Source organism: Rhodobacter sp. TJ_12, from assembly GCF_020023995.1.
Classification (GTDB): Bacteria; Pseudomonadota; Alphaproteobacteria; order Rhodobacterales; family Rhodobacteraceae; genus Rhodobacter.
This window is the reverse complement of sequence record NZ_NRRD01000018.1, coordinates 1-14,277: the sequence shown is the minus strand read 5'-3', so window position 1 is coordinate 14,277 and position 14,277 is coordinate 1. Positions and strand designations below refer to the sequence as shown.

Sequence of the window (14,277 nt, the reverse complement as noted above, 5' to 3'; positions counted from 1 at the left end):
GCATGCAAAACTGGATCGTTCTCGGGGCCACTTCCGGTATGGCCCGCCCCTTCCTGCGCCGTTTGGCGATTGATGGCGCCCGGCTGATGCTGGCGGGCCGTGATATGGAAGAGCTGGAAACGCTCGCGAAAGACTGCAAATTGCGCGGTGCCGCCGAAGTGGAAACCATCGCTTTCGACATTCGTGACGATGCGGCCTTCGCCCCGCTGATCGACAAACTGTCCGCAACGCAAGGCGTGCTGAACCTTGCTTGCTTTGTTGGCACCATGCCCGAGCAAAGCGCGATTGATGCCGATCCGGCGCTGATCGACGCGGTGGTGACCGACAATTTCACCGGTCCGGCCAAATTCCTGTCGCTGCTCGCGCCGGTGATGGAAGCGCGCGGCGAGGGCGTGATTGTGGGCGTCGGTTCGGTCGCGGGCGACCGTGGCCGCGTGGGCAACTATGTCTATGGCGCTGCGAAAGCTGGCTTTGCCACCTATCTTTCAGGCCTGCGCAACCGGCTTGGCCGCAAAGGCGTCCATGTGATGACGGTGAAACCCGGCCCGGTGGAAACGCGCATGACGGCGGGGATGAAACTGCCCTTCATGGCCAAACCCGAGCAAGTGGCCGAAGATATCATGGGCGGCATCGAGCGGCGCGCCAATGTGCTGTACACCGCCCGGATCTGGTATTTCATCATGATGGTGATCCGCGCGATCCCCGAGCCGATCTTCAAGAAAATGTCGATCTAACGGCGGACTGGCCCGCGCCTAGTCAAACTGTGGCGCGCGGCCTTGCATATTCGCGGCAATCACCTCCATCTGATCGGGTTTCCCGATCAGATCGGTTTGCTCGCGGCTTTCGCGCTCCAACACCTCCGCCTCGGGCGCGGTATAGGCGACCTCGATCAACCGCTTCGCCGCACGAATAGCCGAGGGAGATTTGCCCGCGATCTGACGCGCCAAAGCCTTGGCGCGCGCCAGCGGGTCTTCGGCCAGTTCGGTCACCAACCCGATCTGCATGGCCTCTTCGGCCAGAATCTCTTCTGCGGTCCAAGTCATGCGGCGCAGATGATCGGCGCGCAGGATTTTGGGCAAGGTGACCATGCCGCCCATATCGGGCACAAGGCCCCATTTCATCTCCATGATCGACAACCGCGTGCCCGGCGCGGCAATACGCACATCCGCCCCCGCAGCCAGTTGCAGACCCGCGCCAAACACCACGCCGTGGAGCGCCGCGATCACCGGCGCCGGCAGCGCCCGCCAACACAAAGAAAACTGCTGAAACCGGTTTGCCGCCCCATGACTGCGCGGCATAATCAGCCCCTCCGGGTCGCCCAAAGCAAGGGCCGAGAAATTCGCCACATCCAGCCCCGCGCAAAAGGCGCGGCCCGCACCGGTCAGCACCACCGCGCGCAAGCTGGCATCGGCGGCCAAATCCTCTGCCACAGCGATCAACGTATCGATCATCTCGAAATCGACCGCGTTCATCTTGTCGGGACGCGCAAGGGTGACAACCGCCACACCCTCCGCCTTTTGCACCTCTACCCGGTTCATTACGCCCTCCTCTTTGCGCCAACTTGCCATGAAACGCCGCCCCGCGCCTGTGTGACGCTGCGAAAGCCGCTTTACCCATTGCGACTTTGCCCCTAGCCATGAGGGATGACCCAGCCACGCTACACGCCGCTTGTCGCCGCCCTGCCCGCCAACGTGCCCTTTGTCGGGCCCGATACGCTGGAACGCCGCCGGGGCCGCCCCTTCACCGCCCGGCTCGGCGCGAATGAAAACGGGTTCGGCCCCAGCCCCCGCGCGATTGCCGCGATGGCCGCCGCGGCGGGCGAAGCGTGGATGTATGGCGATGCGGAAAACCACGACCTGCGCCATGCGCTGGCCGCGCATCACGGCTGCGCGCCCGAAAACGTCATCGTCGGCGAGGGGATCGACGGACTTTTAGGCTATCTGTGCCGGTTGCTGATCGAACCGGGCGACAGCGTCGTGACCTCGGACGGGGCCTATCCGACCTTCAACTTCCATGTCACCGGCTTTGGCGGCATCTTGCACAAGCTGCCCTATAAGGGCGACCACGAAGACCCCGAGGCGCTTTTGGCCAAGGCCGCCGAGATCGGCCCCAAGCTGCTTTACATCTCTAACCCCGACAATCCGATGGCGTCCCATCACCCCGGCACAGTGATGGCGGAGATGGTCAGCCGGGTGCCCAGTGGCACGTTGATGGTTCTGGATGAAGCCTATGTCGAACTGGCGCCCGAAGGGACCGAGGCCCCGATAGACGCCAATGATCCCCGTGTGATCCGCATGCGCACTTTTTCCAAGGCGCATGGGCTGGCGGGGGCGCGGGTCGGCTATGCGCTTGCCCACCCCGAACTGATCGCCGCCTTTGACAAGATCCGCAATCATTTCGGCATGTGCCGGATGTCTCAGGCGGGGGCGCTGGCCGCGCTGCAAGACAAAACATGGCTTGCCTATATGCGCCGCTTGGTCGAAGGCTCGCGCAACACCATCGCGCAAATCGCGCGCGACAACGGGCTGGAGCCGCTGCCCTCGGCGGCGAATTTCGTCGCCGTCGATTGCGGCGCGGATGGGGCCTTTGCCACCGCCGTTCTGGAAGAGCTGGCACAAGCCGATGTGTTCGTGCGCAAACCTGGCGTGGCCCCACAAGACCGCTGCATCCGCATTTCCTGCGGCCCCGAACCAGAGATGCACGCCTTGGCCGCCGCGCTGCCCGATGCGTTGGCACGCGCCCGCGACAGAACGCCGGGTTGACCCATCCCCTAGGCCCGTGCAGCCATTTCAAAAGATACATCCACGGGAAAGGTCAGGCATGAAACAGTATCTTTTGATGGAGAAATATCCGGTCTTCGACCTGACCCTTCCAAAGACCGAAACAAGCTGCGCCACCGTCGATGATGTGATGGCCAAGCTGAAGGAAAAAATCGATGCCCATCCGAAGGTCGCCTATATCGCCACCTTCGACCATTACGCCCACACCACCGCCATCGAAGGCACGATCGACCGCTCGATCCTCGCCGCGCAGAACATCGTTTTCTGCTTTGGCGTGGCGCTGCCCAATGCCCATGTGCTGGCTGTGCGCCCGCGCGCGATCGGCGTGGCCGATCTTGGCGAGGCCTTCCACCTGACGTTCCTTGAGCCGCCGATGGAACTGGCGACCAAGGAAATGGAAGCGTGGTGCAAGTCGCTGGCCGATCTGAAGGGCTGATCGCTCAACACAGTGTGAGCCCGGGCTTTTGGGCGCGGGCTCACGCCGCTCTCGCGCGGCCTTGATTTGCCCCCAACAGCGCGGCTGCGCCACTCTGCCGACACCGATGAAGGAGTCGCAGATGTCCCCCCGAACCCGACGCTCTCTTGCCCTTTTCAGCCCGCTTGCTTTCGCGCTGACGTTTGGCGCCTATGCCGGTGATCTGCCTGCGCCCCCACCCCATCCCACGGCCAGCGCGACGGCCGATGCCGCCCCTTCGACCCCGGCATTCGAGGCGGCCCGCGCCCGAATGCAAACCGGGATGAGCACCCCCTATACCGGCGACGCCGATCTTGATTTCGTGCGTGCGATGGTGCCCCACCACCAAGGCGCTATGGAGATGGCGCGGATCGTGCTTGAAAACGGCGCCGACCCCGCGCTGCGCCAGCGCGCCAAGGCGATGCTGGAACGCGATCAGGCCGAGCTGGACTGGTTGGAAGGCTGGCTTGTCAAACACGGCCAGCGCTGACCCGTTACGCCCCAGCCGCCACAACGGCGGCGGCGGCCTGAATGCCGCCCGTTCCATGCGGGATCGACAGCGCTTGCAGCCCGGCCTCCATTACCGCCAAAACGCCCAGCGTCATATGCGCATTCACATGGCCCATATGCGCGACACGCAAAAAATCATCGGCCTCGGGCGTGCCGGGCGGGGCCATGCCAAGCCCAATGCCCAACGTCACGCCTGCCTCGGCCTCGCACCAGCGGCGCAGACGCTCCGCCCCGCCTTGGGCAATCCGCGCCGCGGTAACCGAGCCCGCACGGAATGCCGGGTCAGCGACATTCAGCGCAATCGCGCCGCCCTGCCCCCATGCCTCGAACGCGGCCCCCACCGCCCGCGCCAAGGCGCGGTGGCGTGCCCAAACATGGGGAAGCCCCTCTTCTTCCAAGATCATCGTCAGCGATTCCGCCATGCCAAACAGATGATGCGTGGGCGCAGTGCCGCCAAAATGCTGGTAATAGAATTCCGGCGCGAGCCGCGGCCCCCAATTCCAGTAGGGCGTGCGCAGATCGGCGGATTGGCCCGCCGCCACGGCCTTATCCGACACCCAAACAAACCCCAGCCCCGGCGGCACCATCAGCCCCTTTTGGCTGGCCGCTAGCATCACATCGACGCCCCAATCGTCGAAACGAAACGCATCACAGGCAAGCGAGGCGATGCAATCCACCGCCAAAAGCGCCGGATGCCCCGCCGCATCCATCGCCGCGCGCACCGCCGCCACGTCATTGCGGATAGAGGTGGCGGTATCGACATGGGTCAGCAGTACCGCCTTGATCTCGTGGCGCGGATCGGCGCGCAAAGCGGCCTCTACCCGGTTCGGATCGACCGGCGCAGACAGGCCGAAATCCAACGCTTCGACCGTCACGCCCATCGCCTGAGCCTGCACCGCCCAGCCCACGCCGAACCGCCCGGTTTGCAAGGACAACACCTTATCCCCGCGCGAAAACAGGTTCGCGACCGAAGCCTCCCACGTGCCATGACCATTACAGATATAGATCGCCACATGCCCGGTGCTCAGCGCGACGCGGCGCAAATCGGCCACCACCCGCGCGGTCAGATCGACCAGATCGCCTTCATAGATATTGGGGGCAGAGCGATGCATCGCCGCCAGCACCCGTTCCGGCATCACCGAAGGGCCGGGAATGGCAAGATAGGAACGGCCATGGGCAAGGCTGGAACGCGGGGTCATGGGAAGTCTCCAATCGGGTGGAAAAGCGGTAGTCCCGCGCCGCGCACCCTGTCAACGCAGGCGTTGTAACGGGCACAAATCCCGCGTGCCTTGCCGCCTTGCGCCAATCGCGCTATCCCGAACCCATCCCGCCATGACCCAGAGGCCCGCGTGACCCATTCGACCGACCCCGCCCCCACGGCCCCGCGCGCGGAACGCTATGGATCGCGCGCCCTTTTCGGGCGGATCTGGCGCGATTATCTTTGGCGCCATTGGAAAAAGATGGCGCTCGCCGCCCTGCTTCTGGCGGTCGAGGGGGGCTGTCTGGGTGTCCTGAGCTGGATGCTGGAGCCGCTCTTTGACAAGGTCTTTGGCGCGGGGCAATCCGGGCTGATCTGGCTGGTTGGCGGGGCGATCTTTGGGCTGTTCCTGATCCGCGCGGTCACGTCGATCGGGGCGCGCGGACTTTTGACCGATGTGGCGCAGCGCGCCTCAAGCGATATGCAAGTGGATTTGCTGCGCCATATCCTGCGACTTGACCAAAGCTTTTTTCAGGAAAACCCGCCCGGCGCGCTGATTGAACGGGTGCAAGGCGACACTTTGGCGGTGCAGGGGGTGTGGCAGGTGTTCATCACCGGGGCTGGGCGCGATGCGATTTCGCTGATCGCGCTTTTCGCCGTGGCCATTTCTATCGACTGGCGTTGGACCTTGGCCGCGCTGATCGGAGCCCCGCTTTTGATCGCACCCACCGCGCTTGCCCAAAGCTATATCCGGCGCAAGACCGGGCAGATGCGCCACCAATCGGGTGCGCGCGCCACCCGGCTGGACGAGGTGTTTCACGGCGTCGGTGCAGTCAAGCTTTACCAGATGGAGGGCTATCAGGTCGCCCGGTTCGACAAGCTGGTGACGCAGATCCGCCAAGCCATGGTGAAAATGGCGCTGTCGCAATCCACCATTCCCGCGCTGATCGATGCGGTCACCGGGCTGGGCTTCTTTGCCGTTTTGGTGCTGGGGGGGCCGCAGATCGTCGCGGGGGAACGCACGGTGGGCGAGTTCATGTCTTTCTTTACCGCCATGGCGCTGGCCTTTCAGCCGCTGCGCCGCTTGGGCGGGCTTGCGGGGATCTGGCAAACGGCCGCGGCCAGTCTGGAACGGCTGTACCGGGTGTTTGACATCACACCCGCCGTGACCTCTCCGGCCGCACCGAAGGCGCTCCCCGCCACCACCGCAGTGCGCTTTGACAAGGTCGATTTCGCCTATGGCACCAAACCGGTGCTGCGCGGGCTCTCCTTTACCGCTGAAGCCGGGCAAACCACCGCGCTGGTTGGCCCCTCGGGGGCAGGGAAATCGAGTGTGTTCAACCTGTTGACCCGGCTCGTCGATGCGCAATCGGGCGCGATCTCGGTGGGGGGCGTGCCTGTGACCGCACTGGATCTTGCCGCGCTGCGCCAGTTGTTTTCGACAGTGACCCAAGATGCGGCGCTTTTTGACGAAACGATCCGCGAAAACATCCTGCTGGGCCGCACAGATGTCAGCGAGGCGGCGCTCGCCCGCGCCTTGGACACCGCCCATGTCAGCGAATTCACGGCTACCCTACCCGAAGGGCTTGATACCCCCGCCGGGCCGCGCGGTTCGGCGCTATCGGGCGGACAGCGCCAGCGCGTGGCGATCGCGCGCGCCGTGCTGCGCGATGCGCCGATCTTGCTTTTGGACGAGGCGACCTCGGCGCTGGATACCGCCTCCGAGGCAAAGGTGGCGCAAGCGCTGGCCGAGCTATCGCAAGGGCGCACCACGCTGGTGATCGCGCATCGGCTATCCACCGTGCGCAATGCCGACAAGATCGTGGTCATCGTCGCGGGCGAGGTGGTCGAAGAAGGCACGCATGACGACCTTTTGGCGCGCGGCGGGGCCTATGCGGGGTTGTGCCGGATGCAGCTTGTCGAATGACGTTCGCCACCCATATCGTTGGCCATATCGGGGTAAGGAGGCACCATGCGCACGATCTATGAAATAACCGGCCCCGACCGGGAGCATTTCCTGCAAGGGCTGGTGAGCAACGATGTCAAGAAACTGGCCCAAGGGCCGATCTACGCGGCGCTGCTGACGCCACAGGGCAAATATCTGGCCGATTTCTTCCTTGTTCCACAAGGCGATACGATCTTGCTTGATATCGCGGCCAGCTTGGCCGAGGCGACGGTGAAACGGCTGATGATGTATAAGCTGCGCGCCGATGTGGCGATCACGCCCTCGGACCTTCAGGTGTTTCGCGGCACTGGTCCCGCGCCCGAAGGGGCCGTGGCGGACCCACGCTGTGCCGAAATGGGCTGGCGCCTATACGGGGCCGAAAGCGGCGAGGATGGCAGCGATTGGGACGCGCTGCGCGTGGCCCATATGATCCCCGAAACCGGGATCGAACTGACCCCCGAAACCTATATTCTTGAAGCCGGGTTCGAGCGGCTGAATGGCGTGGATTTCCGCAAAGGCTGCTATGTCGGGCAGGAAGTCACCGCCCGGATGAAGCATAAAACCGAATTGCGCAAAGGCTTGGTGCAATTGGCGATTTCCGGCGCGGCGCCGATCGGCACGCCGATCGTTTCGGGGGCGCGCACGGTTGGCACGCTTTTCACCCAATCGGGCGGGCGGGCGCTGGCGCAAATGCGTCATGATGCGCTGGATGGGCCGCTCAGCGCGGGACCGGCTCAGCTTCACGCGCTTTGATCTGCCGCCCCGCCCCATGCCGTTCACAAATCCGCGATAGCGCGCCACAATCAGCCCTAACAACTCCTTGCCACCCACGCGTGCCTGCCCCGGCTTGCGGCCAGCCCTTGGCCGGACTTTTGCGCGATTAAACCTTGAACAATTGGTCAAGATGGCCATATATGCCCGGCTGTTCTCGTTAACAGGCCCTAAATACGGGCGGGAACAAACCCACCCATGCAAAAAATGCATGGCAGTTATGTCTTTGAGGCCATATCGAATCGGTTCGCAAGCGCCCTACATGACCGCCACGCCAGGAAACGCAAGAGCAATAAAAAGGACAGAAAATGCGCGATTTCGTTGACGGCTCCGCATTCAACTATGAGCAAGGCCAGCGGGCACGGAAGCTCTTTGCTGCCGTGGTTCTTGCTGCGCTGGATGATGCGATTGCCGATGACAAGAAATATGGCAATGGCCCCGAGCAGATCGCCCGCTGGGCGCGCTCGCGGGATGGGCGCGAAGTTCTGTCCTGCGCCGGGATTGACCCGAACGAACGCGTGGTCAAAGGCCTGATGGAATTCGTCACCAAAGGGGTCCGCACCTCGGTTGCGCTGTCGCGCGAAGAAAGCGAACGCCGCATGGCTGCCGAAGAGGCCGAAGCGGCCTAAGCTCCGCGAAGCCAAATGGCAAAAGGCGCGCCTTCACCGGGCGCGCCTTTTGCATTTTGAACGTATGTCGCCTAACCGCGAATGCGGGGCAATGCTGCCCCACTTTCCGGTGCGTGCGCAGATCCGCGCCGGTCAGTCGTAGGCCTGCCCCATCAGGGCGCGCTGGATTTCGCGACGGACAAGTTTGCGCACGTTTTGGGTGATCCGCTCGCCCAAGGCACCGCGCAACTCATCGCGCACCATCTGCCCGACCATGTCGCGCAGCGCGGCCTCATCCAGCAGGCGATCATCCATCACCGATTCATCCGAACCCGCGGTCGAATACTCATCCTCATAGGCCATCGGGTCGTCATAGCTTTCCTCGGGAAGATCGGCGCCATCAAGCTCATCGCGCAAGCTTTCATAGCTGGAGCGGCGGCTCACCGCCTCTTGTGCGACTTCTTCCGCATCCTCGACGCTCAGCCGACGCCGCCCGCTACCGCTGGCCAGATTCAGCGTTGCCTCGGCCCAATCCATGCCAACGCTCGGGTTTTCGCCCCAAGCCGCATCTTGCAGATCGGGGTCAACGGACCCGTCCTGTTCCTCCGCCTCGAGCCCGGGCTCTGTGTCCAGATGTGCGTCTTGCCCCCCCTCTACCGTCTCGGGAGCAAGCTCCGCCATCGCATCCTCGACCGAAGGAAGGTCTTCCACCGCCGTCATAGAAGGCGCCGCATCCACACCGGCCTGCGCGGCTTCGGACGCGTCTTGTTCAGGTTCCGACGAGGCACCAAGGGCCTCTTGGCCAAAGGTTTCCGGCAATTCCGTCAAGGGCGCAGCACCTTCGGCGACGAAAGGATGCCCCTCTTCGGGCTCAAACTCGGCATCGCTTTCGGCAACGGCGGCTTCAAGTTCGGCAATCGTGCTTTCAAGCCGGCTCAATTCATCGCCCAGATCATCCGAGGGCGGGGTGGGCTCTGCCACATCTTCCTCGGTCTCAAACCCGCTTGAGGCATCAAGAAGCGCGCCCGTGCCCGCCAAAGCCGCCTCGGCCTCGGCCAAAAGCGCTTCGGCCTCCGAAAGTTCTTTCGGGGGGGCTTCGGCGCGCATATCGGGCATCTCTTGCGCCGCTTCCGTCCCCGCGTCCGCCTCGGCTTCATCGACGCGCAAGGCCGGGGTCAGGACAAGAAACTCATCCACCTCTTCTTCCGGGCCTGCCTCGGTTGTGGCCTCGGGAACGGATGCGTCTTCAACCGGCATATCGGGTTCCGATTCGGGCGTCGAAAGCGTGTCTTCTTCGGCCATGGGCGCGTCGTGCATGTCCCCTGCGGCGTTTTCGGGCAAGGCTACCTCTGGAGCAACGTCAAGGCCAACATCTTCCGCGACGGGCTCAGGCGTTGCCTGCGCTTCGGTCTCGGGAACGGGCTCGGGGTCTGGGTCTGGGTCGGACACAACCGCCTGCTCGGGGCGCAAATCACCCTCGGGCTCAGGCGCGCGCATGGCGACCGCAGCGGCGCTGCGATGCGACACCGCCGAGGGGCGCGGCGCCTCTGAATCGCGCGATACCAAGCGACGAATCGACGCCAGCACATCTTCGATTTCGATATTCGTCTCGGTTTCCGACATCATGCCCTCAATCCTGCGGTCCGACTGAACATCTGTCCAGCCCTTTGATGAAAGCAGAATCCCTCTTTACCGGGCCTTTGCCCGATCGAAGCAGGTCGGCACCCATGGCGCGTGCCGCGCGGCAAGCTTATTGCTTGCCAATGGCCCGCAAGACGCGATCAAGGCGCTCACCTTGAACACTAAGAGGCGCGTTCTGCACCGCATTGTAATATGCTGCGGGGTCATAGGTGGGGATCCCGAGCTTGAGGTCTTCTACCGTCAATAGACCCATAGCGGACAAAAGTTGATAATATGCTACCTGCAAATCGGCTTCCGCGGTGATCCGCGAAGCGCGAGCATCCAGCAGGTCTTGCTCGGCATCCAGCACATCAAGCGTGGTGCGTGCCCCCAGCGTCGCTTCTTCGCGCACGCCGCGATAGGCGATGTCGGCGGCCTGGATCTGTTGATCATAGGCACGGATCTGCGCGCGATACACATCGATCATCGCATAGGCATTGGCAACGCCTTGCGACACCGCCACCCCGGCCTGACGCAGGCCAGCACGCGCGCCTTCGCGCTGGACAATCGCCTTGCGCCGGGCCGAGGAAATCGCCCCACCCGAATAAATTCGCTGGCCAATCGTCAAATCCAGCGTGGTGGACCGCCCGACCCCTTGCGGGTCGGCAAAAGTCGCCCCGCCCGAAATCGTCGGCATGCGCTGCGCATCGGCCAGCGCCACCCCCAGATCAGCGACGGCAGCTTGATGCTGTGCCTGCTTGACCGACGGGTGCTGACGCAGCGCGGTGGTGGTGGCTGCATCCATTGATTTCGGCAGCGTCGGCGCCTTGGGCAGACGCGACAGACCTTTGGGATAATGGCCGATGGCGGCCTTATAAGCCTCGCGCGCCGCTTTATAGGTGCCCTGCGCCGCAGCCAGCGACGCCCGCGCCCCGGCCAGCGACGCCTCAGCTTGCGACACATCGGTGCGCGTCACCTCACCCACGTCAAACCGGTCGCGCGCGGCCTTGAGCTGCTCCGAGATCACGCGCACGGAATTTTCGTTGATCGCCACCTGCTCGGCGGCGGCCTTGGCATCGGCATAGGCTTGCACCGCCGACAACAGCACATCTTGCTCGGTCGCGCGCAGCGCCTCGCGGGTCGCCAGCACCGTTTCCTTGGTGATGCCGACGTTCAGATTAGAGCGACCAAAATCGTAGATCGTCCAATCGATCGACAGCGACAGCGTTGCGGCCAAATCGCTCCAATCCCCGGTGCAGCCGGTCGAAACCGCCTGATAGGTGCAGCGCTGGGTTTCGAAGTTCAGCCCCCAATCCACAACCGGGCGCAGCGCGGCGACGGCGCCGGCCACATCTTCATCCGCTGCGGCCAAGGTGGCGCGGTACTGCTCAATCAGATGCGAGTTGCGATAGGCCGACACCAGCGCATCTGCCAAGCTTTCGGCACTGGCAGCCACCGTTCCAGCGGCCAAAGCCAAGCCGGTCACCGTGGCCATCAGAAGGGGTTTCAAACTCTTGCGCATCTGCTCGTCCTCGCTTCATGCCCCCGGCCTTGGTGCCAAGGTGCCCGCCGCCGATCCTGTTCCGGTCCTCACGGCATATTCATACCAGCCGATATGAACCGGGCAGTACCGTTTTGCAATCAGAGTACGAATTCTTTTGCCAAAGTGAAGCCTTCTAGCACCGGTGCTGCCGCATTGAAGACATCGCGCCACACCAAAGTGCCGTCGATTTTGCGGCCAAGTCGCGCGGTTCCCAGTGCGCCTTCCATGAAAATGGCAATGATCCGGCCACCTTCTTTCAACTGCGCCTCGATCGCGGCCGGAAGATTTTCGATGGCGCCCTCGATCACGATTGCGTCATAAGGGCCATGTTGCGCCGCGCCTTCAGCCAACGGCCCCGCAATCACGGCGGCATTATCGACATCATGGATCGCCAACTGCGCCTCTGCCTTGGGGGCCATGTCATCGGTTTCCAGCGCCACCACCGCCTCGGCCATCCGCGCGATCACCGCCGCCGAATAGCCCATGCCCGCCCCGACATCGAGAACAAGATCGTTGGGCTGGATGTCGATCGCATCAAGCATCTTGGCAAAGTTGCGCGGCTCCAGCAGAACGCGCCCGCCGCCAAGATCGATATTCTCGCCGACATAGGCTGCCTCGCGGCGCGGCGCGGGCACGAAATCCTCCCGCGGGACCGTCAGCATAGCCTCGATGATGGGAAATTTGGTGACATCGTTGGGGCGAACCTGAGTGTCGACCATCATGGTGCGGCGCGCAGCGAAATCCTGCATGGGGACCTCTCGATAGGGGTTTCGTTGCGCGGTTTTGCCACAGAAACGGGCAAGGGGCAACGGCACAGCCACCCGCTGCGGCGCTTTTGCATACCGTGGTGCACCACTCCACGCCACCTGCGACCGCTCTGCGCCTCGACGACGCGCAGAGCCCCTTGCGCCCGCGCGCGTGATTGGGTATCGAGGGCCACCTCAAGGCGGCGGGTTGGCGGAGAGGTTACGCAGCGGATTGCAAATCCACAATCAACCCATTGAAATCAAACAACCCCTGTTGAGAAAATCGGCGGAACAGGCCGGGAACGAACGGGGAATGTTGAGACGGTCACGACGCAGATTTCAACTCTCCGCCGCGCGCCATTTCCACGCTATAACCAAGCGCCTTAAGTGCCGGGATTATCTCCTCCGGCTTGATGGTCTGGTTACTGGTGGGGCGGGGTCTCGCCGAGCGCCTTCATTGCAGCCCTATCGCAGGTCGACGGCCCGGTGACGCTGCGCATCAATTCGCCTGGCGGTTCGGTCTTTGGCGCGCAAGCAATGGTTGCAGCTATGCGCCAGCACCCGCACCCGATCACGGCCCAGATCGACAGCCTTGCGGCCTCTGCGGCGAGTGTCATCGCGGCCAATTGCTCCCGCTGCGTAATGGTGCCGGGCTCGATGCAAATGATTCACCGGTGCTGGTCGATCGTCATGGGGAACTGCGAAGATCTTCGCACCTCCGCCGATCTGGCCGAAAAGATCGACGGGTTGATCGCAGACGCCTATTTTGCGCGCTCTGGTGACGCAACGAGCCGCGATGCATTCGTGGAAATGATGGCGGCAGAAACGTGGTTCACGCCAGAAGAGGCCATCGCCGCGGGCTTGGCTGACGCCATCGCGGAAGACAGCACGCAACGCGCTCAGCAGCCGTGGGATTTGTCGGCCTTTGCGCATGCCCCGCAGGTCGACGCCAGCGACGAAGACGACGTCAACGAAACGGATGACGCGCTGCCTGATGACGGCGGCGCGCCCGATCCCGTCGACAATGAGAACGACGCCAGCGAGCCGATCGCGGCGCGCGCCGAGCGGGCGCGTGATCTGCGACTTCGCCTGCTGGCCAAACCCATCTGAGCGCGCCGCGCCGGATCAATAGCCGCTGTGGCGGCGCTTCATGAAAGGAAAGCGAAGATGAAAAGTCTTCAGGAACTGCGCGAGCAGCGCGGCACGATTGCGGCTGCGCTGGAAGCTCTGGTGAAACGCGATGACTATGACCCTGCGATTCACAACGAGGAATATGATCGCGGCATTGATGAGCTGAACGCAATCGATGATCGGATCGCTCGTATCCATGATCTCAACGAAAAGCTGGCCGAAAGCACCTCGACCCAAAATTTGGCTGATGCCGCCGAGCGCCGTGGCCAGCGCAATGGCGACCCGGTGATGAAGGCCTTCGCCAAGTTCCTCAAGGGCGGCGAGCGCGCGCTGAATGAGGATGATTGGGCTGCGGTTCGCAACACCATGTCGACCACGACCGGCAGTGAGGGTGGCTTTACCGTCCCGACCGATGTCGCCTCGACGATCATCGAAGCCCTTAAAGCCTATGGCGGCATGCGCGCGGTGGCCGATGTGATCTCGACCGAAAGCGGCAACCCGATGTCGTTCCCGACCTCGGATGGCACGAGCGAAGAAGGTGAACTGGTGCCGGAAAACACCTCGGCCACCGATGCAGATCCGACCTTCGGCACGGTGCCGTTGGGCGTCTACAAGTTCAGCTCCAAGGTGATCGCGGTTCCGTTTGAACTCCTGCAGGATTCGGCGGTCGATATCGAGGCCTTCATCAATGCCCGTATCGTGACGCGCCTTGGGCGCATCACCAACCGGATGTTCACGACCGGCAGCGGCACGGCGCAGCCGAACGGTCTGATCACCGCCGCGTCTGTCGGCGTGACTGCCGCCAACGGCTCTTCGCAGGTGACCTCGGTCACCTATGACAGCCTTACCGGCCCCATTGTGCTGCCCGATGGGTCTATCCCGGCCCATGGTCGCCTGACCGTCTCGCTAACCGGGCCGGATGCCGAGGGCGGCACGCAAATCGTCATGGGGCCGTTGCTGTTGCCACTCGA

Annotated in this window: 13 protein-coding genes and 1 pseudogene; 9 read left to right on the top strand and 5 right to left on the bottom strand. The window is 63.4% G+C overall.

Going from position 1 to position 14,277, the window contains the following annotated elements:
• Positions 1-2 precede the first annotated feature (2 nt).
• Positions 3-734 carry an SDR family oxidoreductase gene (locus CKO11_RS12830; protein WP_223639448.1) on the top strand — a complete coding sequence of 244 codons (732 nt, stop codon included), beginning with the start codon at positions 3-5 and terminating at the stop codon, positions 732-734.
• A gap of 18 nt (positions 735-752) precedes the next feature.
• On the opposite strand, the gene CKO11_RS12825 is transcribed toward CKO11_RS12830, so the two are convergent.
• Positions 753-1,538, bottom strand: a complete 786-nt coding sequence (locus CKO11_RS12825) for a crotonase/enoyl-CoA hydratase family protein (protein WP_223639445.1) — start codon at positions 1,536-1,538, stop codon at positions 753-755.
• 105 nt (positions 1,539-1,643) lie between these two features.
• On the opposite strand from CKO11_RS12825, the gene CKO11_RS12820 reads away from it, so the two are divergent.
• The 3 genes from CKO11_RS12820 (at position 1,644) to CKO11_RS12810 (ending at position 3,724) form a co-directional block, all read left to right on the top strand.
• Complete coding sequence (locus tag CKO11_RS12820) at positions 1,644-2,762, top strand: pyridoxal phosphate-dependent aminotransferase (RefSeq protein ID WP_223639442.1); 1,119 nt, start codon at positions 1,644-1,646, stop codon at positions 2,760-2,762.
• A 58-nt stretch (positions 2,763-2,820) separates the two neighbouring features.
• The gene (locus CKO11_RS12815) at positions 2,821-3,216 is read left to right on the top strand and encodes a DUF6858 family protein (RefSeq protein ID WP_223639438.1); all 396 of its coding nucleotides are present in this window, start codon (positions 2,821-2,823) and stop codon (positions 3,214-3,216) included.
• A 121-nt stretch (positions 3,217-3,337) separates the two neighbouring features.
• Positions 3,338-3,724, top strand: coding sequence for a DUF305 domain-containing protein (locus CKO11_RS12810; RefSeq protein WP_223639435.1), 387 nt, complete (start codon positions 3,338-3,340; stop codon positions 3,722-3,724).
• Between the two features lie 4 nt (positions 3,725-3,728).
• Here the strand turns inward: CKO11_RS12810 and CKO11_RS12805 are convergent, their stop codons facing one another.
• The gene (locus tag CKO11_RS12805; RefSeq protein ID WP_223639432.1) at positions 3,729-4,943 is read right to left on the bottom strand and encodes a pyridoxal-phosphate-dependent aminotransferase family protein; all 1,215 of its coding nucleotides are present in this window, start codon (positions 4,941-4,943) and stop codon (positions 3,729-3,731) included.
• 261 nt (positions 4,944-5,204) lie between these two features.
• Here CKO11_RS12805 and CKO11_RS12800 point away from each other — a divergent pair, with 261 nt between their 5' ends.
• From CKO11_RS12800 to CKO11_RS12790, 3 genes are all read left to right on the top strand, one after another.
• The gene (locus CKO11_RS12800) at positions 5,205-6,869 is read left to right on the top strand and encodes an ABC transporter ATP-binding protein (RefSeq protein ID WP_223639599.1); all 1,665 of its coding nucleotides are present in this window, start codon (positions 5,205-5,207) and stop codon (positions 6,867-6,869) included.
• A gap of 45 nt (positions 6,870-6,914) precedes the next feature.
• Positions 6,915-7,640 (top strand): YgfZ/GcvT domain-containing protein, encoded by a 726-nt coding sequence (locus tag CKO11_RS12795; protein WP_223639429.1) that lies wholly within the window; start codon positions 6,915-6,917, stop codon positions 7,638-7,640.
• A 326-nt stretch (positions 7,641-7,966) separates the two neighbouring features.
• Positions 7,967-8,287, top strand: coding sequence for a DUF6280 family protein (locus CKO11_RS12790; RefSeq protein ID WP_076483818.1), 321 nt, complete (start codon positions 7,967-7,969; stop codon positions 8,285-8,287).
• Between the two features lie 132 nt (positions 8,288-8,419).
• Here CKO11_RS12790 and CKO11_RS12785 read toward each other — a convergent pair whose 3' ends face one another.
• From CKO11_RS12785 to CKO11_RS12775, 3 genes are all read right to left on the bottom strand, one after another.
• Complete coding sequence (locus CKO11_RS12785; RefSeq protein WP_223639426.1) at positions 8,420-9,892, bottom strand: hypothetical protein; 1,473 nt, start codon at positions 9,890-9,892, stop codon at positions 8,420-8,422.
• A 124-nt stretch (positions 9,893-10,016) separates the two neighbouring features.
• Entirely contained in the window at positions 10,017-11,408 is a 1,392-nt protein-coding gene (locus tag CKO11_RS12780) for a TolC family outer membrane protein (RefSeq protein ID WP_223639424.1), read from the bottom strand.
• Positions 11,409-11,527: 119 nt separating this feature from the next.
• On the bottom strand, positions 11,528-12,178 hold the full coding sequence (locus CKO11_RS12775) for a protein-L-isoaspartate O-methyltransferase family protein (protein WP_223639422.1): 651 nt from the start codon (positions 12,176-12,178) through the stop codon (positions 11,528-11,530).
• Between the two features lie 435 nt (positions 12,179-12,613).
• On the opposite strand from CKO11_RS12775, the pseudogene CKO11_RS12770 reads away from it, so the two are divergent.
• A pseudogene (locus CKO11_RS12770) lies at positions 12,614-13,285 on the top strand (head maturation protease, ClpP-related); the annotation flags it as partial.
• A gap of 57 nt (positions 13,286-13,342) precedes the next feature.
• On the top strand, positions 13,343-14,277 hold a 935-nt coding region (locus tag CKO11_RS12765), incomplete at its 3' end, for a phage major capsid protein (protein WP_223639418.1).